The organism is Trichloromonas sp. (assembly GCF_041583255.1).
In the GTDB taxonomy this organism is placed as follows: domain Bacteria; phylum Desulfobacterota; class Desulfuromonadia; order Desulfuromonadales; family Trichloromonadaceae; genus Trichloromonas.
Genome location: NZ_JBFHGD010000032.1, coordinates 1 through 21629 on the forward strand (window position 1 = coordinate 1; position 21629 = coordinate 21629).

Sequence of the window (21629 nt, forward strand, 5' to 3'; positions counted from 1 at the left end):
CCGGATCTTGGTTTCCTGGTCTTTGACGCCGGTGATCAGGATGATCGGGATGTCCTGAAGCTCTTTGCGGGTCTTGATCATGCTCAGGAATTTGAAACCGTCCATTTCCGGCATCTCCAGGTCGCAGAGGATGATGTCGACCGGCTCGTTCAGGGCGACCTTGAATCCGTCAACCACGCTGTCAGCCTCATGATAAGACTGGAATAGCCCGGTAGCCTTGAGGCTGTCGAGTATGTGCCGCCGGGCGCCCGGCGAGTCGTCGATGACTAGAATAGAAGGTTCCATGTGCCTACATATAACAGATGGCAATAAAAGACGTAAACGAATTTATCCGATTGAAATATCTTTGTAAAGGTTAAATGACACTCTCCGAAAAGGTTTTTGGCGAAAGCGGTGTATAATTATACAAGGTTCCACGAAAGGAGGGTGAACATGGCACTGATGAAGACCTGGTACGAACCGGAAGAGGTGGAGGCCAAGTTCGGTGTGAAAAAGGCCCTGGTTCTCGCTTGGGTGGCCGATGGCCTGGTTCGCTGCGAGCGGGAAGGAAAAAAAGTCACCCGGGTCAATATCGATGATGTCAAGCTGGAGATGGAGTCCCTGGTGCGCAAAGGCTGAATTCAGCAGCAGTCGCTGCCGCCGCCGCAGTCACAACTCGGTTCTTTGCCGGTCAGCCAGCCGTAGATGATGGCGCTGGCGCAGCCGACCCCGGCCTTGACGCTGAGGGCGTCGGTCGGGCAGTTGCCGGCGCAGGCGCCGCATTCCATGCAGCGGTTCCGGTCGCGCAGGATCGCCTTGCCCCCATCGAGGGCGAATACCGCGTGGGGGCAGACATTCAGGCACATGCCGCAGCCGACGCAGGCGTCGCGGTTCAGCTTGAGCGAGGTGACATTTTCCAGGTAGCGCAGTTCACTCATGGACGGTTCGTCTAAAGGGCCGCGCCAATCCAGCAGGCTCCCGCCAGCAGCAGGGCGGCAAGCTGGCCGGGGATGGCGCGGCGCATTTCTTTTTCGACTCCGGAAGGGGAGGTGAAGGTGGTCGATCCGGTAAAGTTCATGGCGCAGTAGGAGCTCACCGCCGGCAGGGCCAGCAGCAGCGCCAGAGTGTCAGGCCAGGACCCTTTCGTTTCGATTCCCGCCAGCATCAGCAGGCTCACCAGCAGCCCGAACAGTGCCCCCTTGAGAGCAAACGCCCGTCCGGGAATCCACGGCAGGAGCAGCGGAACGACGACAGCGCCGGTAAGAATGCCGGCCAGCAGGCAGCCCAGGGCGATTGTTCCTCGGGTTAGGGCCGCGTCAATTGAAAACAGGTCGGGCCCGATCCCTCCGGCAATGAAAAGGACCAGTGCTGCCCAGAGTGCGGGCTTGACCATGCCGGTCAGTTCCACCGGGGTAAGAACCAGCCGGTCGAGGGTGGAAAAGGTCACCCGGCGCATTTCCGGGGTCGTTTTCATGCCGGCGGCCAGAAACGCCTTGAGGTCGTTGGCCCGCACCGGCCCGTAAATGACGGCGAACCCACTGTCGCGTTTCACCTGGTGGGCGGCCACGCCCGGGGCGCCGAGTTGGGGGACGATCAGGGTTCGATGGCTGATGACCCGATCCAGTTCGCAACGGCTGAGTTGCCGCACGATTTCGCGGCTGCTGAAGGTTCCTTTGCCGGCGGCGCACCAGACGTTGATTCCCCTGGTGTCGATGACCAGGATCCAGGCGTCCAGGCCGTCGAGCGACTGGCGCAGGAGGTCGAAGCTCATTTTGTAATTGGCAGAAACCAGCACCGGTGAGCGGTCGTTCGGGGTGCCGACCGCATAGAGCCTCGGTGCGACCCGGTAACGGTCGCGGCCGAACCCCCAGCGCATCTGCCAGTGCCCGACCCGGTCGCTCCAGTTCAGGTTTGTGCCGACCTGGGGCACAGGGCCGGTGACGGTCTCCTGCCAACCGCTCACAAAGGGCCAGTGTCGATAGGCGGGGCAATCGTCAGCCGCGGGCGGCTGACAGCAGGCGCCGGCCGGGGAGGCTGGCGCCTGCTTTGGCAACGGATCGCAGCAGCAGGGCTTGTTCGCCTCGGACCGCTTGCCTGGCGGGCAGCAGGGCGCGGCCGGAGGCTGTGTCTTTTCAGCAGGTTTTGCCATCGGCATCCGTTCTTGATCAGGTTCAGGAGATTTTGCGCCCGCCGAATTCCTTGAGCTGCTGGTGCGCGTAACGGAGCATGCGCTCGGTGTCGGCCCAGCCGATGCACTTGTCGGTGATGGATACGCCGTATTTCAACTTGGAAAAATCATCGCCGGTCGGCTGGTTGCCGGGCTCAAGGTTGCTTTCGATCATTACCGAGCTGATGGAGCGGTTGCCAGCGCCGATCTGCCTGATAACATCATTCAAGACCTCTTCCTGGCGTTCATGGTTTTTGCTGCTGTTGGCATGGCTGCAGTCGACCATGATGCGCGCCTTGAGGCCGGCTTTGGTCAGCAGTTCCTCGGTTCGGCGAATGTCGTCGGCGTGGTAGTTGGGGCCGTTGTTGCCGCCGCGCAGAACAATATGGACATCGGTGTTGCCGGTGGTCGAGACGATGGCGTTGCGGCCGTCATTGTCGATGCCGAGAAAGTTGTGGGGATGCAGGGCCGCGTTCATGGCGTCGAGGGCGATCTGCAGGTTACCGTCCGTGCCGTTTTTGAAGCCGACGGGGAAGGACAGGCCGCTGGCCATTTCGCGATGGACCTGGGATTCGGTGGTGCGGGCGCCGATCGCCCCCCAGCTGATGGCGTCCGCCAGGTAGTGCGGGGTGATCGGGTCGAGCATTTCGCAGGCGACCGGCAGTCCCAGTTCGGTGATGGAGCAGAGCAGGCTGCGGCCGATGCCGAGCCCCTTGGAGATCTGGTGGGTGCCGTTGAGGTCCGGGTCGTTGATCATCCCTTTCCAGCCGATAGTCGTGCGCGGTTTCTCGAAATAGACCCGCATAACAAGAAACAGCTGGTCTTCCAGTTGCCGGCTCAGTCTCGACAGCCGCTCGGCATATTCGAGGGCCGCCTTGGGGTCGTGGATGGAGCAGGGGCCCACCACGACCATGAGCCGCGGGTCCTGGTTGTTGAGGATGTTGGTGATCTGTTCGCGGGCTCGCGAGACGATGTCAGCGCCGTTTTCCGTGAGAGGGAAAACCTGTTTCAGATCGGCCGGTGCGATGATCGGCGTCAGGCGCCGGATACGAAGATTGCTGGTGCGTTTCATGGTGTCCCCTTTGATCATATAGATGTTTGCCCCGCTCCAGGGGCTCTCCAGTCAGTCAATCTAGCGGTTTTGCAGGTGAATGTCAAAATGTCCATTGCGCATGAGGAACTTTTGCTCTTCTAAGTGAGCGGTGTCCGCGGGCAGGGAAACCGTTTGACACCCTTTCTGCGATTGCTGTATAAAAGAACGCTTAACAATAAAAGCTTTTGAATTTATTTGCAGGAAAGGGACCGCTATGGGGTTTTTCGGTGAATTGATCATGGTCATTTCTCAGGCCATCAACCTGATCTTTACGATCTATATTTACATCATCGTGGCACGGGCAATAATTTCGTGGGTCAACCCGGACCCGTACAATCCGATCGTTCGCTTTCTGCACAGTGCCACCGACCCGTTGCTGAACAAGATACGCCGGGTGGTTCCCCTGCAGTTCGGGGGGATTGATTTTTCGCCGATCCTGCTTCTGTTCGGAATCTTTTTTCTGCAGCGCATCGTGATGTTGCTGCTCTCCCGCCTGGCCTACGGCTTATAGGGGACGAGTAAATGGCTATAACTCCCATCGACATCCAGCAGCATCGGTTCAAAAACCGTCCGTTCGGTTACGACAAGTCGGGGGTGGATCATTTTCTTGAGCTGGTGTCCGAAGAGATGGAACGGCTGTACAAGGTCAACCAGGGGCTCAAGGAGGAGCTGGCGCATACCCGGGCCGCCCTGGAAGAGATGCGAGGACGGGAAGTCATGCTCAAGGAGACCCTGCTGACCGCCCAGAAAATGACCGATGATCTGAAGAACAATGCCCGCCGCGAAGGAGAAATCATCGTTTCCGATGCCCAGCTGCGGGCCGAGCGGATCGTGCGGGATGCCGACGAGCGGCGAATTCAGCTCATCAATGACATCCAGGAAATTAAGCGGCAGAAGATCTCCTTTGAGACGAGCTTGCGCGCCCTGGTCGAAGGTCACATGCGGCTCCTTGACCTCGAAGTGGTCACCCTGCAGAGGGGCGAGGCGAAAGAGCTCCGTTATGATGAGGGGTTGCCTTTTGAAGACGGGCTGCGCGAAGCCGACGACGGGGATCTGCTGGAGCTGGAGGATAATTGATGCCCTTCGTCCTGCAGGCGGATGACGGGGTGTTGCTGGCGGTCTATGTGCAGCCTCGGGCCAGCAGGAATGAACTGGTCGGGATTCAGGGGGAAGAACTCAAGCTTCGCCTGACCTCGCCGCCGGTGGAAGGGGCGGCGAACAAGCTCTGCCGGGATTTCGTCGCCAAGCTGCTGGGAATTCCCCGTAAGGATGTGGCGCTGGTCGCCGGTGAACGCTCCCGGCACAAGCGCTTGCTGATCACCGGGATGGACCCCGACGGCATCCGGAACCGACTGACAATATTGATAAAATAATATGTCTTTAAAGCGTTTCCGAGGAACCGGGCCGGCGAATTACCGGTGGACACGGCGGCCCTTTTTTGCTAGTATCTGCAAACTTTAATTTGTTAGTTCTGGTTCATTTAGTGGGTGGGAGAGTTTGTTGTCGTATCGGATTTCGTGAGCTGAAAGCAGCGTTGCGGAAAATCTGCCGAAAATTACCAAGGGTGTTGTTGAAAGGGAGGAAGAATGGAAAAGCGTTTCTGGTTTAAATTGCTGGTTTGCTGCAGTCTGGTTCTTATGGTTGCCGGGTATGCCGTGGCCGAAGAGCTGGTGCTGGCTAATTCCGACTGCGTCAAGTGTCATGATCGCGAGCCGGCGGACATCGCGGCTTTGGGATCGAAGCACAAAACGGCGGTCTCCTGTCAGGACTGCCACGTCGGTCATGCGCCCAAGGTGGAGAACAATATCCCCGAGTGCAGCATGTGCCATGAAGGAACGGCTCATTACGGGCTGGCCAGTTGTACCGGTTGTCACAACCCGCACAAGCCCCTCGAGGTTTCCCTCAAGGGTGAGCTGACCGCGCCCTGCCTGACCTGCCACGATTCGCAGAAGGCGCAGCTCGATGCCAGCCCCAGCAAGCACACCGTGCTGGCTTGTAACTTCTGTCATGCCGAGCGTCACGGGGTGATCCCCGAATGTGTCAAATGTCATGAGCCGCACTCCGCCCAGATGTCCCAGGCTGACTGCGCCAACTGCCATAAGGCGCATATGCCCGCCTCGGTCACCTATCCTGACAATACCGCCAATATCCAGTGCGCTGCCTGCCATCAGACGGCCTACAACCTGCTGGCTGCCTCGGCATTCAAGCATAAGGACGTTGCCTGCGTCAGCTGCCATGCGGAAAAACATAAGACTGTGCCGGCGTGTACCGATTGTCACGGCACCCCTCACGCCGAGGGCATTCACGCGAAATTCCCGACATGCGGCGCTTGCCACAACATCGCGCATGACTTGAATAAGTAACTTGCAACCAGCAGCCATCTGCGACCGGGGGGCGTCGCAGATGGCTGTTTCTTCTGTTATAGTTGACATTCGCGTGTCCCACTGTTGTCGTGATGCAGAAGCAGAAAGAGAGGATTCATGGAGAGAGTAAGAAGGTTTATCCTCAGGCCCCTGCCCCTGGTGCTGTCACTGGCACTGCTGGCGCTGTTGACGGCTTGTGTGCAGGCCGTTGTTGAACCCGCTGTCGTGGCCCCGCCGAAAATAGAAGTTGCCCCTGCGCCCGTTCCAGTTCCGGTGCCACCGCCGGTAGTCAGGGCCCCGGCCAATCCCTACGAGGCCGAGTTGGTGCCGTTGACCGTGGCCCAGTGCGGGCAGTGTCACACTTCCTACTTCAATGCCATCAAGGAAAACGGGGGCCGTCACCAGTTTGACTGCCAGGACTGCCATCAGCAGTTTCACGCCTACAACCCGACCCGTAACAACTGGGCGGAGCTTATGCCCAAGTGCTCTAGCTGCCACACCTTGCCTCATGGGCCCAAGCAGACCGAGTGCCTGGCCTGCCACGCCAATCCGCATACGCCGCTCAAGGTGGTCATGTCCGACCGCCTGACCAAAAACTGTGCCGACTGTCACACTTCGCCGGCGGCACAGCTGCAGCAGTTTCCCAGCAAGCATACCCAGCAGGGGTGTTCGGCCTGCCATGACAAGCACGGTTATATCCCCACCTGCTTCGTCTGCCATGAGGGGCACTACCAGGAGCAGCCTCTTGAAAGCTGCGCCAGCTGTCATCCGGTGCACAAACCCCTGCAGATTTCCTTCAGGGGGGAGGTCGAGCTCAAGACCTGCTCCGGCTGTCATTCCGGCGTTTACGGGGTGTGGTCCGGCAGCAAGAGCAAGCATGCCAAGGTGTCCTGTGTTACCTGTCATTCCCAGCACGGGTTGATTCCCAGTTGCTCGGACTGCCACGGGCCGACGCCTCACAGCGCGGCTCTGCATGTCAAGTTCCCCAACTGCCTGACCTGTCACCTTGATCCTCACGATCCGCCGGTCAAGACCAAGTAGCAGTAGCTACGGGCAAGCCCTCCGGGGTGTGAGTTGTCTGAAAGCAAAAGAGAAGGGGACTGCGATCGCGGTCCCCTTCTCTTTTGCGGACATAAAGTAGTCTCAGCTCTTCAGTTTGGCCTTGACAGCTGCCGGGGGGTTAATTATCTTTGCCGGCTGATGCGTTTTGATTTATCCGGCTGGGGGTCTCTGTTGAAAACGACGCGGCTGGCGCCGGCAAAAATAAACCTGTGTCTGCATGTGCTGGGAAAGCGCGCGGATGGCTATCACGAGCTGGCCATGCTGATGCAGCGGGTTTCCCTGTATGATCGGGTTGCTGTCGAGCTGACTGCGCAACCGGGGGCACGGGTGCATTGCGAAGGGGTAGCCTTGGCCCCGGGGGAGCAGAATATTGCCGGGCGGGCAGCAACGATGATGCTTGATCTGGCCGCCAGCGGGGGCGGGGTCGATCTCGTCATTGAAAAGAATATTCCGGTCGCAGCCGGGCTCGGCGGCGGCTCGTCCGATGCGGCGGCGGTGCTGATGGCTCTCAACGAGATGCTCGGCCTGGGCCTTTCCCGAACCCGGTTGATGGAGCTTGGGGTGCGGCTGGGGGCGGATGTGCCGTTCTTCATTTTTGAGGAGGCGGCCTGGGCCACCGGGATCGGCGAACGGCTGGAGAAAGTTTCCGGGCTGCCGTCGGTCTGGTATGTTCTGGTCAATCCTGGATTCAGCGTATCAACAGCCCAGGTGTACCAAAAATTAGGGTTGACATCGCCAGGTGATGTGGCTAGACTGCCGAGGTTTCCCGGAACGCTAAGGGATCTGGTCGGTCAGCTTCATAACGATCTTGAGCGGGTGACCCTGGCAGACTTTACAGTCGTTGCCAAGATCAAGGAAATGCTGGTCGCTCTAGGTGCCGAGGGAACGCTCATGTCGGGTAGCGGGCCGACCGTGTTCGGGATATTTGCAACGGAAGCCGCGGCCCGTACGGCCGAAGCGAAGCTGTTGAAGGTTGCTGGCTGGAAGGTTTTCACTGTGCAGCCGGTTTGATTTGCAGGTCAGGTTATTGGGGCGTCGCCAAGCGGTAAGGCACCGGATTTTGATTCCGGCATTCCCAGGTTCGATCCCTGGCGCCCCAGCCATTTTCTGTAATAAATAAGAGATGTTCGAGGCGGCTGTTTCGTCTCAGCTTAGGTCATGGAATGCCATGGCCTACAGTTTTTTTCTGGTCATTAGAGAGGACCCGTGGTGGATAAACTGAAGATTTTTTCCGGTGCTTCCAATCTTCCCCTGTCTCGTGAGATTTGCGGACATCTGGCCGTCCCGCTGGGCAATGCCAATGTGAAGACGTTTTCCGATGGCGAGATCATGGTGGAGATCGGAGAAAACGTTCGCGGTCGGGATGTCTATATCATTCAGTCTACCAGTGCTCCGTGTAACAATAATCTTATGGAATTGCTGGTTATGACCGATGCTCTCAAGCGGGCTTCGGCGGCCAGTATTACCGCGGTTATTCCGTATTTCGGCTACGCTCGCCAGGACCGCAAGGTGGCCCCCCGTACGCCGATCACCAACAAGCTGGTGGCTGATCTGATTTCAGTGGCGGGTATGGACCGCCTGGTGACCATGGACCTTCATGCAGGCCAGATCCAGGGGTTTTTCAATATCCCGGTGGACCACCTGTATGCCGCGCCGGTGCTGCTAGATGACCTCAAGGGGCGCTTTAATGATGAACGCCTGGTGGTCGTCTCCCCGGATGCCGGCGGCACCGAGCGGGCCCGCGCCTTCGCCAAGCGGCTTGATGCCGGTCTGGCCATTATCGACAAGCGTCGCAGCGGTCCGAATGTTTCCGAGGTCATGCACATCATCGGCGATGTTTCCGGAGAGACCTGCGTGATTGTTGACGATATGATCGATACGGCCGGAACCCTGTGTCAGGCGGCCCAGGCGCTCAAGGAAAAGGGCGCCAAGAAGATTTTCGCCTGTGCCAGCCATGCAGTACTGTCGGGCCCCGCCCTTGAGCGGATCGACAAGAGCTGCCTGGAAGAGGTGGTGGTGACCAACACCATCTCTCTCGGCGAAAAAACCAAGATCTGTTCCAAGCTCCGGGTTCTTTCCGTGGCAGGGCTGCTTGCTGAGGCGATTCGCCGGATTCATGGCGACGAATCAGTCAGCTCGCTTTTTGTATGATATAACCTCAATTAACATCGTAACCAAGTACGTCACATAACTGGAGGAAAGATAAATGGCTACATCAGAACTTAATTTTGCTTTGCGGAGCAAGGCCGGTAAAGGCGTATCGCGCAGTCTGCGTCGCCAGGGCCTGGTCCCGGCGATCGTCTACGGAAAGGGCCTGGAGTCCTGTGCCCTGTCGGTGTCTCCCAAGGAACTGAAATCCGCAATCGCCACCGAGGCCGGCTGGAACACCCTGATCACCCTCAAGGGCGATGGGCCTTTCGATGGCAAGGTGGTCATCCTGAAAGACCTGCAGGTCGACGCGATTCGCCGCGACCCGATGCATGTCGATTTCCAGGTGGTCAACATGAGCCAGAAGGTTCATGTCATGGTGCCGGTTCACCCGGTTGGCAAGTCTGCTGGTGAAAAAATCGGCGGCAGCCTGCAGGTTATCCGTAAGGAGATTGAGGTCATTTGTCTGCCCAACGCGATCCCCGGTTCGATCGAGGTGGATGTGACGGCGATGACTATCGGTGACGTTCTGCACATTGCAGACATCGCTCTCCCGGCCGATGTTGAAATTCCGCATGATGTGAATTTCACCGTGATTACCTGCACCGGTCACAAGGAAGAAGAAGTAGAGACCGAAGAGACCGAAGAGACCGAAGAGGACTGAGCGAGGTTTTTTTGAAGCTCATAGTCGGACTGGGCAATCCTGGCGACAAGTACGCAGGGACGCGCCATAATATCGGTTTCATGGTGGTCCAGAAACTTGCTGACCGTTGTGGGGTCCAGCTGAAGAAAAAGGGGCACCAGGGGTTCTACGGGGTCGGCCGGGTGGCCGCCCAGGAGTCAACCCTGTTGCTGCCGCAGACGTTCATGAATCTCAGTGGGGCCAGTGTCGCTTCGGCATTTAAGGCCTGCCAGCTGGCCCCTGGGGATCTGGTCGTGGTACATGATGATATCGATCAGCCGTTCGGTGCCCTGAAAGTCAGGGTCGGCGGCGGGCATGGCGGTCATAACGGGATACGCCATATCTGCCAGGTTCTCGGCTGTACCGATTTTATCCGGATCAAGGTTGGGGTCGGTCGTCCGCATCCCGGTGGTGACGTGGCACAATTCGTATTGAGCGCCTTCGCCGCGTCGGAACAGAAAGCTCTTGCTTCAGTCATTGATGATTCGGTCAGGGCTGTGGAAACCGTTGTTGAACGGGGACCTCTGCTGGCCATGAATGAGTTTAACAGACGTGTTGACAGCATTTAAATCCAGACAGCGAAAGAGAGGGTACGAGTAATGCAGATGTTAGTTCCGATTCTGGGTCTGATCGGCTTCGCCATTGCGATCGTGATCTACAACCAGGTAAAGTCCCAGCCTGTTGGCAATGCCAAGATGAAGGAGATCTCCGAAGCTATCTACTCTGGCGCCATGGCGTTTCTGGCTCGTGAGTACAAGGTTCTCGGCATCTTCATCGCAGTTGTATTTGTTCTCATCTGGATCGGTCTTGGCATTCAGACCGCCTTGGCTTTTGTCGGCGGTGCCGGTTGTTCCATGCTCTGTGGCTTCATCGGCATGAAGGCGGCTACCCGTGCCAACGTGCGGACTACTGAGGCCGCCCGTGCCCAGGGGCAAGCTGCTGCCCTGCAGGTTTCCTTTAACGGTGGTGCCGTTATGGGTCTTGCTGTTGCTTCCCTCGGCCTGGTTGGAGTCGGGATCGCTTTTATCCAGTTCGGCGGTGATCCGACTACCGTTCAATACATCAATGGCTTCGCCATGGGTGCTTCTTCGATTGCCCTCTTTGCCCGCGTCGGCGGCGGTATTTATACCAAGGCGGCTGACGTCGGCTCCGACCTGGTTGGAAAAGTCGAAGCTGGTATTCCCGAAGACGATCCCCGCAACCCGGGTGTTATTGCCGATAACGTAGGTGACTGCGTCGGTGACACCGCTGGCATGGGTGCCGACATTTTTGAATCCTATGTCGGCTCTATTATCGCGACTATCGCCATTGCCGCTGCTGCCAGCCCCGAACTGCTGGCCAAAATCGGTTCTTCTTCTGCGGCCAGCACCGATGTCATCGCCAGCGCCCTGTTCCTGCCGCTGGGGCTGGCCATGGTCGGCCTGGTTTTTTCGGTGGTCGGTATCTGGTCGATGAAAAAACTCAGTGGCATGGATCCTGCGAAGGCCCTGCATTACACGACTTTTGTCGCCGCGGGTCTTTTTCTTGTCGCCGCTTTGTTTATTGTCCTGTTCTCCAGCCTTAAGTTCGGCGTCTTCCTGGCGATTCTCGTCGGCACCCTGGCCGGTATTGCTATCGGCCAGATCACTGAGTACTATACGGCTCGTGGGCCGGTAACCCGGATTGCCGAAGCGAGCAAAACCGGCCCTGCTACCAACATCATTCACGGTCTGGCTGTTGGCCTTGAAAGCACGGCGGCTCCGATTCTCATTATCTGTGTCGCCATCGCGGTGGCCAATGGTACCGCCGGTCTCTACGGTATCGGCATTGCCGCTGTCGGCATGCTGGCCACAGTTGGTGTGACCATGACCGTTGATGCTTACGGTCCGATTGCTGACAATGCCGGCGGAATTTCGGAAATGGCCGGTCTTGGAGAAGATGTTCGTAAGATCACTGACGGTCTTGATGCCATCGGCAATACCACCGCCGCCATTGGCAAGGGGTTTGCTATCGGCTCAGCCGCCCTGACCGCCCTGGCTCTCTTCTCGGCTTACGCCACCACGGTCAAACTCGAAACGATTAACCTGATCAACCCCATGGTGGTTATCGGTCTGCTCGTTGGCGGCGTGCTGCCGTTCTTCATTGGCGCCTTGACCATGACCAGCGTTGGTCGCGCAGCCGGCAAGATGGTCGATGAAATCCGTCGCCAGTTCCGTGAAATCCCGGGCCTGCTCGAAGGCAAGGAGGGCGTTAAGCCCGAGCCTGAAAAGTGCATCGACATTTCGGCTAAGGCCGCCCTGCAGGAGATGGTTCTTCCTGGTGTCGTTGCCGTTGTCGCCCCGGTACTGATCGGTTTTATCCTCGGCAAGGAAGCTCTCGGCGGCATGCTGGCCGGCGCGACCGTGACCGGTGTTCTGCTGGCCCTGATGATGTCCAATGGCGGCGGCGCCTGGGACAACGCCAAGAAGTTTATCGAAAGTGGTAAACTCGAAGGCGAGAAAAAGGGCGGCGAGGCCCACAAGGCTGCGGTTGTCGGCGATACCGTCGGCGACCCGTTCAAAGATACTTCCGGCCCTTCGATGAACATCCTCATCAAGCTGATGAGCGTTGTTTCTCTGGTTATCGCCCCGCTGCTGGTTTAATCATCCGGGCACATCGTCTGACAAAGGATAGCCGGGGCGTCGTCCCCGGCTATCCTTATTTTGTGAGTTTAAAAATTATGGGTTTCAAGTGCGGTATTGTCGGGCTTCCCAATGTTGGCAAGTCGACCATTTTCAACGCCATAACCTCGGCCGGTGCCGAGTCGGCGAACTATCCTTTCTGTACCATTGAGCCGAATGTCGGTGTCGTGGCGGTCCCTGACCCCCGGCTTGACAAACTGGCTGAAATCGTCAAGCCCAAGGCCATTTTGCCGACGACCATCGAGTTTGTCGATATTGCCGGCCTGGTCAAGGGGGCGAGCAAGGGGGAAGGGCTCGGCAACCAGTTTCTTGGCCACATCCGCCAGGTCGACGCCACCGCTCACATCGTGCGCTGTTTCGAAGATGATAACGTGGTTCACGTGGACGGTTCTGTTGACCCGGTGCGGGATGTCGAGATTATTCAGACCGAACTGAACCTGGCGGACCTCGACACTGTGCAGAAGCGTCTGCAGCGCATCGAAAAGCTGGCCAAGAGCGGCGACAAGAAGAGCCAGGCCGAGCTTGCCGTGTTGCAGACGGTGGAACAATGCCTGGACCAGGGCCGGCCGGCCCGGGCGGCCGGTTTGATCGATGAAGAGCTGGTCTTTATCCGCGATCTGCATCTGATCACCGCCAAGCCGATGCTGTATGTGGCCAACGTCGCCGAAGACGACCTGCGGGGCGAGCATCCCTTTGTGGCGAGCGTGCAGCAGCTGGCTGCAGCCGAAGGGGCGGAGATGGTCATCATCTGCGGCAAGATCGAATCGGAAATTGCCGAACTCGACGAGGAAGGCAAGGTCGAATTTCTGCAGGAGCTCGGCCTGGATGAGTCTGGTCTCGACCGGATGATTCAGGCCGGTTACAAGCTGCTTGGACTGCAGACATACTTTACCGCCGGGGTCAAGGAGGTTCGTGCCTGGACGATCGCGCGGGGAACCAAGGCGCCGGGGGCCGCCGGCGTGATTCATACTGATTTCGAAAAGGGATTCATCCGGGCCGAGGTCATCGCGTTTGATGATTTCGTCCGATGCGGCGGCGAAGCCGGCGCCAAGGAAAAAGGGCTGATGCGGCTCGAGGGCAAAGAGTACGTTGTTGCGGACGGCGATGTTATGCATTTCCGTTTCAATGTCTGATCGGAAAGTCATTGAAATATTCCGTTAGCTGTGATAAGAAGACAAGTTCGTTTATCAGGACGGGTGTTTTTGCACCCACTCCTTGCTCCGGGCCGGTCCGGGGCTACTAACCCAAGAGGAGATTAACCATGCGTACCTACGAAACCATCTACATTGTGCATCCCGAAGTTGTCGGAGACGGCTACACCGCCGTTGTCGACAAGTTCAAGGGGATCCTCGCCGATCAGCAGGCCAGCGTCCTGAAGGTCGATGAGTGGGGAACCCGCAAGCTGGCCTATACGGTCAAGAAGCAGGGGCGTGGCACTTACGTGCTCATGGCTTATGAAGCCGGTTCTACCGTGGTGGCCGAGCTTGAGCGGCGGATGAGAATTGATGAAAACATCATCAAGTTCCAGACCGTCCTGCTCGAAGGCGGTTATCAGGAGCCCGCGTCGGCATCGGAAGACGCTGAAAAAAGCGACGATTCCGACGATTCCGACGATACTGAAGACGCCGAATAACCCATTTCTGCCGAATACTGGAGGATACACATATGAGTTACCAGAATAAACCTTCCCGTCCCGCCACCCCTCGTCGGCGCTTTACCCGTCGCAAGGGCTGCCGTTTCTGTGGCGACAAGACGCTGAAAATCGAGTACAAAGAGATCCGCACCCTGCGTTACTTTATTTCCGAGCGCGGCAAGATCGTGCCCCGGCGTATTTCCGGCAACTGCGCGATCCATCAGCGCAAAATCAACGAAGCAATCAAGCGGGCCCGCAATATCGCTCTGCTTCCGTTTACTGCCGGCCAATCCGTCGACTAGTTGAACACTGCGACTCGGCACCAGAATTCATTAAACGTGGGTCAGCGGGCTGCTTTTCAACTTGCTGGTGCAGTGGCAACGCTGCTACTGCTTTGGGCTGCTGGCGGACTGGGGCCGGCCGGCGTGCTGCTGGCGCTGCTGACGCCTCTGCCTGCCGCGTATGTTCATATGCGCCTGGGCGCATCCGGAGGGGCGGTCGTTCTGCTTTTGACGGCGACCGTGCTGCTGGTTACTGATGGGCCCGTTGGTATTCTGCTGTATATGCTGCAGTTCGGGCTGGCCTCCTTTGTGCTGCCGCTGTTGTTGCGGCGCATGATGCCCTGGGGCCGGGCGATTGCCTGGTCGACGCTGGTCACCCTGGTCGCCGTTTCACTCTTTCTTGGCGGATATGCGGTGCGCTCGTCCCAGTCGCCGGGGGAGCTGGTAGATCATTATGTGCAGTCCGAACTGAGCAAGGTTCTGGCTGTCTACCAGCAGGCTGACCTGACTCCGGCGCAACTTGACGAACTGCAGGCCCTGGCTGGTCGCACCGCCGAGTTTCTGCTGCTCGCCTATCCGGGCCTGGTGATTGCCGCAACGGCGGTTTTGCTGCTGCTGATGGTCTTTCTGCTGGCCAGGTTTTCAAGGGGTCATTACCGGATTGCCGGTGACCCGATCACCCGCTGGAAGGCGCCGGATGTTCTGGTCTGGTTGCTTATCCTGGGAGGCTTTGGCGTTTTTTTCGCCCAGGGCCTGATTTTCAAGGTGGCTGTGAACCTGCTCGCAGTAACGCTTCCGGTGTACTTCCTGCAGGGCTTTGCCGTGGTGGCGCACTTTTTTCAGCAAAGGGGAGTGGCCCCGGCGCTGCGGGTGCTGGGATACATGATGATGGTCATCGTTAATCCGCTGCCGGCAATCATCACCGGAATCGGCATATTCGATTTGTGGGTGGATTTCAGAAAGCCCAAAATTAAAAAGTCTTAGATCTTTTTTGGAGGAGATCAATGAATATCATTCTTACGGAAAATGTGGAAGGTCTCGGGACCATTGGCGATCTGGTCAAGGTCAAGCCCGGCTATGCCCGGAATTACCTGATCCCTGGCGGTATTGCCGTCGAAGCCAACACCCGCAACGTCAAGCAGCTTGAGCATCAGAAGCGCCAGCTCGAGCGCAAGATGCAGAAGCTGACCCAGGCCGCCGAACTGCTGAAGCAGAAGATCGAAGCGGTGACCTGCAGCTTCGCGCATCGCGCCGGCGAAGATGGCAAGTTGTTTGGTTCGGTGACGTCCATGGAAATCGAGGCAAAACTTGCCGAGGCCGGGGTCGAAGTCGACCGCAAGAAAATCCAGCTCGTCGAGCCGATCAAAGCTCTTGGCAACTTTGAAGTGCCGGTCAAATTGCAGGCCGGTGTCATCGCCACAATAAAGATTACGGTTGTTGCTGCTGAATAATCTGTTTTCCTGGCGGAGCCCCTGAGGGCTCCGCCAGGACTCACCGGAGTTTCTCCCCGCATGGCTGACGCACCCTCGCATCGCCTTCCGCCCCAGAGCCTGGAAGGTGAAATGTCCGTGCTCGGCGGCGTTCTTCTCGAAAACGAGGCCTTGAACAAGGCCCTTGAAATCCTGCGTCCGGAGGATTTCTACCGGGAGAGCCATCGCAAGATCTTTAACGCCCTCATCGAGCTTTCCGAAAAAGGCGAGCCCGCCGACCTGGTTACCCTGACTGCCGCCCTGCAGAAACGGGATGATCTCGAAGCGATCGGCGGCATGGCCTATCTCGCCACCCTCGTCGATTACGTTCCCACCGCTGCCAACATTGCCTACTATTGCCGGATGGTCAAGGAAAAGGCCCTTTCGCGCAACCTGATCCATGTCGCCACTGAGATCGCCACCCGCGGTTATGAGAGTACCGATGTTGAGGCCGATCTGGACTGGGCCGAAAAATCGATCTTTGAAATAGCCGGCTCAAAGTCTAAGGCCTCCTATTTCTCGACCCGGGAGATCATGAAGGACACCTTCAAGGCCATCGAGAAGCTCTATGACCGCAAAGAGCTGGTCACCGGGGTTCCGACAGGATATAACGATCTCGATGTGATGACGGCCGGACTGCAGGGGGGGGACCTGATAATCATCGCCGGTCGCCCGTCGATGGGCAAGACCGCCTTTGCGCTGAATCTCGTCGAGCATGCTTCCTTGCGGGCCGAGAAGCCGACGCCTTCGATCATTTTTTCGCTGGAGATGGGCAAGGAACAGCTGGTGCAGCGTATGCTTTGTTCGGTTTCCCATGTCGATGCCAGCCGCCTGCGTACCGGGCATCTGGGCGACTCGGACTGGCCTAAGCTGACCAACGGTGCCGGCCTGCTCAGTGAGGCGCCGATCTTTATCGACGACACGCCGAGCATCTCGGTACTGGAACTGCGGGCCAAATCCCGTCGGCTCAAGGCCGAACACGATCTTGGCCTGATCGTTATTGACTACCTGCAGCTGATGTCGGGGAAGAACGCGGAAAGCCGGCAGCAGGAAATCTCGGAGATCTCCCGTTCATTGAAAGCGTTGGCCAAGGAACTGAAAGTCCCGGTGATTGCCCTTTCGCAGCTCAACCGGTCACTGGAAAACCGTACCGACAAGCGGCCGATCATGGCGGATTTGCGCGAATCTGGTGCGATCGAGCAGGATGCCGACGTCATCATGTTTGTCTACCGGGACGCGGTCTACTGTGATGCCTGCAAGCAGCGGGATAATTCCTGCGACAAGGGGCATGCGAAGGATGCCGAAGTTATTATCGGCAAGCAGCGTAACGGCCCGATCGGAACCGTTAATCTGACCTTTCGTGGTGAGTATACCCGCTTCGAAAACCAGAGTAAGCGAGAAGATTCCTATTGATTCACGAACAATAAAAAAGCCCCGGAGGCGACTCCGGGGCTTTTTTTTTATTCTTTTTTCAGGTCAATTTCCAGGGTCTGGATTTTTTTTCGCAGGGTATTGCGGTTGATGCCGAGGATCTCGGCGGCCCTGACCTGGTTGCCGCGGGTTTTGTCCATGACAATGTTGATCAGCGGGCGTTCCATCTGGTGCAGAACCATCTCGTAAAGATTGTCCAGTTCCTGCACGTTCATCTGTGAGAGCGAACAGTGCAGTTTGTGGGCAATGAGCGACTCCAGCGATTCATCGTTGTCCGAAGCGCCGCTTTCCGGTTCCAGGATCGGAAAATCCTCCGGCGTCAGCAACTGGTTGGGGGAAAGCAGGGCCGCGCGCTGGATCGAATTCTCAAGCTCTCTGACATTGCCCGGCCAGCTGTGTTTTTGCAACAGAGCCATGGTGTCGGCGGTACAACCCCTGGCCGCCACGCCCTGTTCATTGTGCATGCGCTCGAGAAAGAATTCAACCAGCAGCGGAATGTCATCGGGCCGTTCCCGCAGGGCCGGCAGGGAAATCGGCACGACATTGAGCCGATAATAAAGGTCTTCCCGGAATTCCTTGGCCTTTACCTGCTCCTTGAGATCCTGGTTGGTGGCCGCGACGATGCGGACATTGACCGGGATGGTTGTGCTGCCCCCGGTTCGGGTAATTTCCTTTTCCTGCAGGACGCGCAGCAGTTTGGCCTGCAGCTCTAGCGGCATGTCACCGATTTCGTCGAGGAAGAGGGTGCCGCCGTCCGCCTGTTCGAACTTGCCGGATTTGCGCTCGGTGGCCCCGGTGAAAGCCCCTTTTTCAAAACCGAAGAGTTCGCTTTCAAGGAGTTCTCTGGGGATGGCGGCGCAGTTAAGGGCCAGAAAGGGCTGGCCGAGCCTTGGGCTGTTGAAGTGGATAGCTCGGGCGACCAGTTCCTTACCGGTACCCGACTCGCCGGTGACCAGCACGGTCACGTCGGAGGGAGCCACCTTGCCGAGGACCTTGTAGACCTCCTGCATCGGCCGGCTCTTGCCGATAATCGTCCGGTCGAGCTGATAGTGTTCTTTCAGTTCATGCTTGAGGCGCTGAACCTCTTCGCTGACATCGGTTGCCTTGTTGGCTTTGAGGATGATGGCATCGAGGGCGTCGAGGTCAAAGGGCTTGGTGATGTAATCATAGGCCCCGCGTTTCATGGCTTCCACGGCATTTTTCATGGTCGATTCCGCGGTCATGATGACGACCAGCAGGCCGGGGTACTCTTCCTGTATCCGGTTCAGCAGGTCGAGGCCGGTGATGCCGGGCATCTTGATGTCCAGAACGGCCAGGTCGAACTTTTTTTTGCGGATCAGCTCGAGGGCTTCTGTGCCATCGGCAGCCAGTTCGACAGCGTAGCCCTGCTTGCTCAGGGCCTTGGAGAGCACCCAGCGGATGCTCTCTTCATCATCGGCGACAAGAATGCGATGAATGGACATGGTGGGACCTTTCCTGGTTCAGATGTTGCCGGCCTGGGGAGATTCAGGCTTGTCGGTATGGAGCGGCAGCGAGACGGCAAATACCGTTCCCTCGCCCGGCAGGCTGTCAACCTTGAGAAAACCATCGTGTTCGCTGACGATCTTCTGACAGGTCGCCAGGCCGAGGCCGCTTCCTTTGTTTTTGGTCGTATAAAAGGGGGTGAAAATCTGTTCCAAGGTCTCCGGATCAATTCCCCGGCCGTTGTCCCGGATCTCGATCACGATCATCGGCACCGGCCGGCTGCCTGGTTTGTTCAGGTGATAGTCCGGCGCCACCTTGGTCGAAACGGTAACCTGTCCATGTTTATCGATCGCTTCGGCGGCGTTCTTGATGAGATTGAGAAACAGCCGGGTCAGCAGGTTTTCATCGCCGCGCAGGGGAGGGATGCTGGGGTCGAGATCCAGGTGAAATTCGATTTTTTCGCCCCGGTGGGCTTCCTTCTGAAACAGCACGATGTCGCCCAGGACTTTGGCCAGGTTGACCGGCGACCACTGCGGCGGGCGGGGGCGGGCCAGGTCCATGAGTTCTTCAATGATACCGTTGACCCGTTCGACTTCGCGGATCATCACGTCGGTGTATTCCCGCAAGGGGCTCTGCTCGGAGAGTTCCATGGCCAGCAGCTGGGTCGCTCCCTTGATGCCGCCAAGAGGATTTTTGATCTCGTGTGCGAGGCCGGCCGCCAGGGTGCCAAGGATCGACAGCCGGTCCGCTCGCCGAACCGCCTTTTCCAGGTCGCGCACCCGGGACAGGTCGCGGATGATGAGAACCACCCCTTCTGGTCTGCCGGCGTCGGTATACAGGGGCGATACCGAAACACTGACCGGCAAGGGGGGCGCGTTCGGTCGCTTGAGCAGCAGATCTTCATGATCGGAGATCGAACGCCCCTCATCGAGCGCAGTTGAGACCAGGTACAGCAGGTTTTTCTGGCCGAGAAAGAGGTCCTGAAACGGTTTTTTTAGTGCCTGCTTTTCCGAAAACCCGGTATAGGCTTGTGCCGCCGGGTTGAACAGGGTGATCTGGCCCTCATGGTTGAGGGCGATGACAGCCCGATCGATATTTTCGAGAACCCGGACATACAGTTGGGCATCGAGCTCGGCAATTGTCTTCATTGCAGTTCGCTTTCGACGACGGCCTGCGCCGAATGGAAAAAATCGATGGAAAGCTGCTGTAGTTCGGTTACGGATTGCGCCCGATTGACGGCAGCGCGGAAGGCCGCGGCCCCCTCCAGTCCCCGTGAATACCAGCAAAGGTGCTTGCGCATGTCGAGCAGGGCTTTGCGGGGGCCATAGGTCTGAACGTAAAGTGCAAGATGCTGCTGTGCCACTTCGAGGCGATCGACCGGCGTCGGCGGGGGCGGCAGCGGCAAATCGTCAAGCAGGGCCTTGATATCCCGCAGCAGCCAGGGGTTGCCGTAGCCGCCGCGGCCGATCATGATCCCGTCACAACCTGACTGCTTCAGCATCGCCAGGGCGTCTTCGGCAATGAAAATATCGCCGCTGCCGATCACTGGAATCTTGATAGCTTCTTTTAGCAGGCGGATATGTTCCCAGTCGGACTGTCCGCTGAACCCCTGGCAGCGGGTGCGCGGGTGCAGGGTGATGGCATCTGCGCCTTCCGCCTCGGCGATCCGTGCTGTTTCGATGAAGTTGACGGTCTGTCGATCCCAGCCGGAGCGGATTTTGACCGTCAGCGGTCGCGACGTTACCCGCCTGATGGCGGCGACAATCTGGCCGATTTTGTCCGGCGTGCGCAGCAGGGCGCTCCCCGCGCCTGCGCGGACCACCTTTTTTACCGGACAGCCGAGGTTGATGTCGAGCAGATCGCCATCCTCTTCAACCAGCGCTGCCGCCCGCGCCAGTACCTCTGCGTCATCACCGAAAAGCTGGATGCCCAGGGGCCGCTCGTCGGAAGCGGAGGTCAGCAACTCCCTGGTCCGGCGCCCCGAATGGATCAAGCCGTTGGCGCTCACCATCTCGGTGAAGACCAGTCCGGCCCCGAATCTTTTCATGATGCGGCGGTACGGCAGGTTGGTGATCCCGGCCATCGGGGCCAGCCATATATTGTTGGTCAATTTGAGCGAACTGATTTTCATGAAATGCTGTTTCTGTTGCATAAATTTTATGCATTCTAGCATGGTGAACAAAAAAGACAAAATGAAAAACAGCTTTTCTGCCCCCCTCTTGGAAAGCATACTGTATACAAAATACTGCTTGACAATTCCGGCCTCAGTTGTTAGAACATACCAAGCGATAATGAGGCTGGGCCAAGATTTCTCGGTTGTTTTGGCCGTATGTCTGCACAGGCTGTATTCAGGTCGAGTGAATGCTTAAAAACCGGGTTTTAATTTGAATTTAGTTTTGTTGGAAAGGGCAGTTAGGCCTGGTGGGCATACCCCATCGCATTTATTTACCAAAGGAGAGAGAAGCATGGCGACACTCAAGGAAGTATTGGCTCAGAAAATCGCAGACCATCGTCCCCGTACCACCAAGCTTACCAAGGAGTTCGGTAAAGTTATCATCGACCAGGTCACGATTGATCAGTGTATCGGCGGCGCCCGCGACATTCGTTCTCTGGTAACCGACATTTCTTATCTTGATCCCCAGGAAGGTATCCGCTTTCGCGGCAAGACCATTCCCGAGACTTTCGAGGCTCTCCCGAAGGCAGCGAATTCCAAGTACCCGACCGTTGAGTCGTTCTGGTACTTCCTGCTGACCGGCGACGTTCCGACCCAGGCTCAGGTTGACGGTGTTGTCGCCGAGTGGAAAACTCGCCAGGTCGTTCCTTCCTACGTGTGGGACGCTATCCGCGCACTGCCCCGTGACAGTCACCCGATGGTCATGCTCTCCGTTGGCATCATGGCTATGCAGAAGGATTCCAAGTTTGCCGCTTTCTATAACTCCGGCAAATTCAACAAGATGACCGCTTGGGAGACCGTTTATGAAGACTCCAGCGACATCGTTGCGCGTATTCCGGTTGTCGCCGCCTTCATCTACAACCTGAAGTACAGAAGCGATTACCAGACCCCCATCGATCCGAAGCTGGACATGGGCGCCAACTTTGCGCACATGATCGGCCAGAGCGAAGAGTATAAGGACGTGGCCCGGATGTACTTCATCCTTCACTCCGACCATGAGTCCGGTAACGTTTTGGCTCACACG

At 57.7% G+C, this 21629-nt stretch carries 25 protein-coding genes and 1 tRNA gene; 19 read left to right on the forward strand and 7 right to left on the reverse strand.

The genetic code is table 11. The features are described 5' to 3' along the window. Window positions 1-285, reverse strand: a 285-nt coding sequence (locus tag ABYV89_RS04335; RefSeq protein WP_432821707.1) for a response regulator, incomplete at its 3' end; no start/stop codon positions are given. Between the two features lie 147 nt (window positions 286-432). On the opposite strand from ABYV89_RS04335, the gene ABYV89_RS04340 reads away from it, so the two are divergent. After that, window positions 433-618, forward strand: coding sequence for a MerR family transcriptional regulator (locus ABYV89_RS04340; RefSeq protein ID WP_432821708.1), 186 nt, complete (start codon window positions 433-435; stop codon window positions 616-618). A gap of 2 nt (window positions 619-620) precedes the next feature. Here ABYV89_RS04340 and hgcB read toward each other — a convergent pair whose 3' ends face one another. From hgcB to ABYV89_RS04355, 3 genes are read right to left on the reverse strand one after another with little or no spacing between them, the layout of a single operon-like run. Continuing rightward, complete coding sequence (gene hgcB / locus ABYV89_RS04345; RefSeq protein ID WP_432821709.1) at window positions 621-917, reverse strand: mercury methylation ferredoxin HgcB; 297 nt, start codon at window positions 915-917, stop codon at window positions 621-623. A gap of 11 nt (window positions 918-928) precedes the next feature. Further along, window positions 929-2134: a mercury methylation corrinoid protein HgcA gene (gene hgcA, locus ABYV89_RS04350; RefSeq protein ID WP_432821710.1), complete on the reverse strand. Its 1206-nt coding sequence runs from the start codon at window positions 2132-2134 to the stop codon at window positions 929-931. A 16-nt stretch (window positions 2135-2150) separates the two neighbouring features. Continuing rightward, on the reverse strand, window positions 2151-3218 hold the full coding sequence (locus tag ABYV89_RS04355; RefSeq protein ID WP_432821711.1) for a 3-deoxy-7-phosphoheptulonate synthase: 1068 nt from the start codon (window positions 3216-3218) through the stop codon (window positions 2151-2153). A gap of 235 nt (window positions 3219-3453) precedes the next feature. Between ABYV89_RS04355 and ABYV89_RS04360 the strand changes: the two genes are divergently transcribed. The 17 genes from ABYV89_RS04360 to dnaB all read left to right on the forward strand — a co-directional run bounded on the left by ABYV89_RS04360 (window position 3454) and on the right by dnaB (window position 16950). After that, entirely contained in the window at window positions 3454-3750 is a 297-nt protein-coding gene (locus ABYV89_RS04360; RefSeq protein WP_432821712.1) for a YggT family protein, read from the forward strand. Window positions 3751-3761: 11 nt separating this feature from the next. Beyond that, window positions 3762-4316: a DivIVA domain-containing protein gene (locus ABYV89_RS04365; RefSeq protein WP_432821713.1), complete on the forward strand. Its 555-nt coding sequence runs from the start codon at window positions 3762-3764 to the stop codon at window positions 4314-4316. After that, a complete protein-coding gene (locus ABYV89_RS04370; protein ID WP_432821714.1) occupies window positions 4316-4612 on the forward strand; it encodes a DUF167 domain-containing protein in 297 nt (98 codons plus the stop codon). The genes ABYV89_RS04365 and ABYV89_RS04370 overlap by 1 nt, the downstream gene beginning before the upstream one ends. Before the next feature lie 213 nt (window positions 4613-4825). Further along, window positions 4826-5602, forward strand: coding sequence for a cytochrome C (locus ABYV89_RS04375; RefSeq protein ID WP_432821715.1), 777 nt, complete (start codon window positions 4826-4828; stop codon window positions 5600-5602). Between the two features lie 117 nt (window positions 5603-5719). Next, complete coding sequence (locus tag ABYV89_RS04380) at window positions 5720-6643, forward strand: cytochrome C (RefSeq protein WP_432821716.1); 924 nt, start codon at window positions 5720-5722, stop codon at window positions 6641-6643. A 189-nt stretch (window positions 6644-6832) separates the two neighbouring features. Continuing rightward, window positions 6833-7675: a 4-(cytidine 5'-diphospho)-2-C-methyl-D-erythritol kinase gene (gene ispE / locus ABYV89_RS04385; protein WP_432821731.1), complete on the forward strand. Its 843-nt coding sequence runs from the start codon at window positions 6833-6835 to the stop codon at window positions 7673-7675. A gap of 17 nt (window positions 7676-7692) precedes the next feature. Beyond that, window positions 7693-7767, forward strand: a tRNA-Gln gene (locus tag ABYV89_RS04390). 106 nt (window positions 7768-7873) lie between these two features. Beyond that, window positions 7874-8815, forward strand: a complete 942-nt coding sequence (locus tag ABYV89_RS04395) for a ribose-phosphate pyrophosphokinase (protein WP_432821717.1) — start codon at window positions 7874-7876, stop codon at window positions 8813-8815. Window positions 8816-8870: 55 nt separating this feature from the next. Further along, window positions 8871-9476, forward strand: coding sequence for a 50S ribosomal protein L25/general stress protein Ctc (locus ABYV89_RS04400; RefSeq protein WP_432821718.1), 606 nt, complete (start codon window positions 8871-8873; stop codon window positions 9474-9476). Between the two features lie 11 nt (window positions 9477-9487). Next, a complete protein-coding gene (gene pth, locus ABYV89_RS04405; RefSeq protein ID WP_432821719.1) occupies window positions 9488-10063 on the forward strand; it encodes an aminoacyl-tRNA hydrolase in 576 nt (191 codons plus the stop codon). Window positions 10064-10099: 36 nt separating this feature from the next. Then, entirely contained in the window at window positions 10100-12115 is a 2016-nt protein-coding gene (locus tag ABYV89_RS04410; RefSeq protein WP_432821720.1) for a sodium-translocating pyrophosphatase, read from the forward strand. A 77-nt stretch (window positions 12116-12192) separates the two neighbouring features. Next, window positions 12193-13287 carry a redox-regulated ATPase YchF gene (gene ychF / locus ABYV89_RS04415; RefSeq protein ID WP_432821721.1) on the forward strand — a complete coding sequence of 365 codons (1095 nt, stop codon included), beginning with the start codon at window positions 12193-12195 and terminating at the stop codon, window positions 13285-13287. Window positions 13288-13415: 128 nt separating this feature from the next. Continuing rightward, window positions 13416-13787 carry a 30S ribosomal protein S6 gene (rpsF, locus tag ABYV89_RS04420; protein WP_432821722.1) on the forward strand — a complete coding sequence of 124 codons (372 nt, stop codon included), beginning with the start codon at window positions 13416-13418 and terminating at the stop codon, window positions 13785-13787. 32 nt (window positions 13788-13819) lie between these two features. After that, on the forward strand, window positions 13820-14089 hold the full coding sequence (rpsR, locus tag ABYV89_RS04425) for a 30S ribosomal protein S18 (RefSeq protein WP_432821723.1): 270 nt from the start codon (window positions 13820-13822) through the stop codon (window positions 14087-14089). 72 nt (window positions 14090-14161) lie between these two features. Beyond that, a complete protein-coding gene (locus ABYV89_RS04430) occupies window positions 14162-15052 on the forward strand; it encodes a DUF2232 domain-containing protein (RefSeq protein ID WP_432821724.1) in 891 nt (296 codons plus the stop codon). Window positions 15053-15072: 20 nt separating this feature from the next. After that, on the forward strand, window positions 15073-15519 hold the full coding sequence (gene rplI, locus ABYV89_RS04435; RefSeq protein WP_432821725.1) for a 50S ribosomal protein L9: 447 nt from the start codon (window positions 15073-15075) through the stop codon (window positions 15517-15519). Window positions 15520-15579: 60 nt separating this feature from the next. Then, window positions 15580-16950 (forward strand): replicative DNA helicase, encoded by a 1371-nt coding sequence (gene dnaB / locus ABYV89_RS04440; protein WP_432821726.1) that lies wholly within the window; start codon window positions 15580-15582, stop codon window positions 16948-16950. A gap of 47 nt (window positions 16951-16997) precedes the next feature. Here dnaB and ABYV89_RS04445 read toward each other — a convergent pair whose 3' ends face one another. From ABYV89_RS04445 to dusB, 3 genes are read right to left on the reverse strand one after another with little or no spacing between them, the layout of a single operon-like run. Further along, on the reverse strand, window positions 16998-18431 hold the full coding sequence (locus tag ABYV89_RS04445; RefSeq protein WP_432821727.1) for a sigma-54-dependent transcriptional regulator: 1434 nt from the start codon (window positions 18429-18431) through the stop codon (window positions 16998-17000). 18 nt (window positions 18432-18449) lie between these two features. After that, the gene (locus ABYV89_RS04450) at window positions 18450-19580 is read right to left on the reverse strand and encodes a two-component system sensor histidine kinase NtrB (RefSeq protein ID WP_432821728.1); all 1131 of its coding nucleotides are present in this window, start codon (window positions 19578-19580) and stop codon (window positions 18450-18452) included. Further along, complete coding sequence (dusB, locus tag ABYV89_RS04455; protein ID WP_432821729.1) at window positions 19577-20563, reverse strand: tRNA dihydrouridine synthase DusB; 987 nt, start codon at window positions 20561-20563, stop codon at window positions 19577-19579. Before dusB ends, ABYV89_RS04450 begins: the two co-directional genes overlap by 4 nt. A gap of 334 nt (window positions 20564-20897) precedes the next feature. Between dusB and ABYV89_RS04460 the strand changes: the two genes are divergently transcribed. After that, on the forward strand, window positions 20898-21629 hold a 732-nt coding region (locus ABYV89_RS04460), incomplete at its 3' end, for a citrate (Si)-synthase (protein WP_432821730.1).

What these genes read in the sequence shown, in the direction of transcription:
- ychF (WP_432821721.1), top strand. Translation starts at nt 12,193, where the DNA reads ATGGGTTTCAAGTGCGGTATTGTCGGGCTTCCCAATGTTGGCAAGTCG.
- ABYV89_RS04400 (WP_432821718.1), top strand. Translation starts at nt 8,871, where the DNA reads ATGGCTACATCAGAACTTAATTTTGCTTTGCGGAGCAAGGCCGGTAAA.
- hgcB (WP_432821709.1), bottom strand. Translation starts at nt 917, where the DNA reads ATGAGTGAACTGCGCTACCTGGAAAATGTCACCTCGCTCAAGCTGAAC.
- ABYV89_RS04355 (WP_432821711.1), bottom strand. Translation starts at nt 3,218, where the DNA reads ATGAAACGCACCAGCAATCTTCGTATCCGGCGCCTGACGCCGATCATC.
- ABYV89_RS04445 (WP_432821727.1), bottom strand. Translation starts at nt 18,431, where the DNA reads ATGTCCATTCATCGCATTCTTGTCGCCGATGATGAAGAGAGCATCCGC.
- rpsF (WP_432821722.1), top strand. Translation starts at nt 13,416, where the DNA reads ATGCGTACCTACGAAACCATCTACATTGTGCATCCCGAAGTTGTCGGA.
- rplI (WP_432821725.1), top strand. Translation starts at nt 15,073, where the DNA reads ATGAATATCATTCTTACGGAAAATGTGGAAGGTCTCGGGACCATTGGC.
- hgcA (WP_432821710.1), bottom strand. Translation starts at nt 2,134, where the DNA reads ATGCCGATGGCAAAACCTGCTGAAAAGACACAGCCTCCGGCCGCGCCC.
- ABYV89_RS04365 (WP_432821713.1), top strand. Translation starts at nt 3,762, where the DNA reads ATGGCTATAACTCCCATCGACATCCAGCAGCATCGGTTCAAAAACCGT.
- ABYV89_RS04375 (WP_432821715.1), top strand. Translation starts at nt 4,826, where the DNA reads ATGGAAAAGCGTTTCTGGTTTAAATTGCTGGTTTGCTGCAGTCTGGTT.
- ABYV89_RS04410 (WP_432821720.1), top strand. Translation starts at nt 10,100, where the DNA reads ATGTTAGTTCCGATTCTGGGTCTGATCGGCTTCGCCATTGCGATCGTG.
- ABYV89_RS04380 (WP_432821716.1), top strand. Translation starts at nt 5,720, where the DNA reads ATGGAGAGAGTAAGAAGGTTTATCCTCAGGCCCCTGCCCCTGGTGCTG.
- ABYV89_RS04360 (WP_432821712.1), top strand. Translation starts at nt 3,454, where the DNA reads ATGGGGTTTTTCGGTGAATTGATCATGGTCATTTCTCAGGCCATCAAC.
- dusB (WP_432821729.1), bottom strand. Translation starts at nt 20,563, where the DNA reads ATGAAAATCAGTTCGCTCAAATTGACCAACAATATATGGCTGGCCCCG.
- dnaB (WP_432821726.1), top strand. Translation starts at nt 15,580, where the DNA reads ATGGCTGACGCACCCTCGCATCGCCTTCCGCCCCAGAGCCTGGAAGGT.
- ABYV89_RS04450 (WP_432821728.1), bottom strand. Translation starts at nt 19,580, where the DNA reads ATGAAGACAATTGCCGAGCTCGATGCCCAACTGTATGTCCGGGTTCTC.
- ABYV89_RS04340 (WP_432821708.1), top strand. Translation starts at nt 433, where the DNA reads ATGGCACTGATGAAGACCTGGTACGAACCGGAAGAGGTGGAGGCCAAG.
- ABYV89_RS04370 (WP_432821714.1), top strand. Translation starts at nt 4,316, where the DNA reads ATGCCCTTCGTCCTGCAGGCGGATGACGGGGTGTTGCTGGCGGTCTAT.
- rpsR (WP_432821723.1), top strand. Translation starts at nt 13,820, where the DNA reads ATGAGTTACCAGAATAAACCTTCCCGTCCCGCCACCCCTCGTCGGCGC.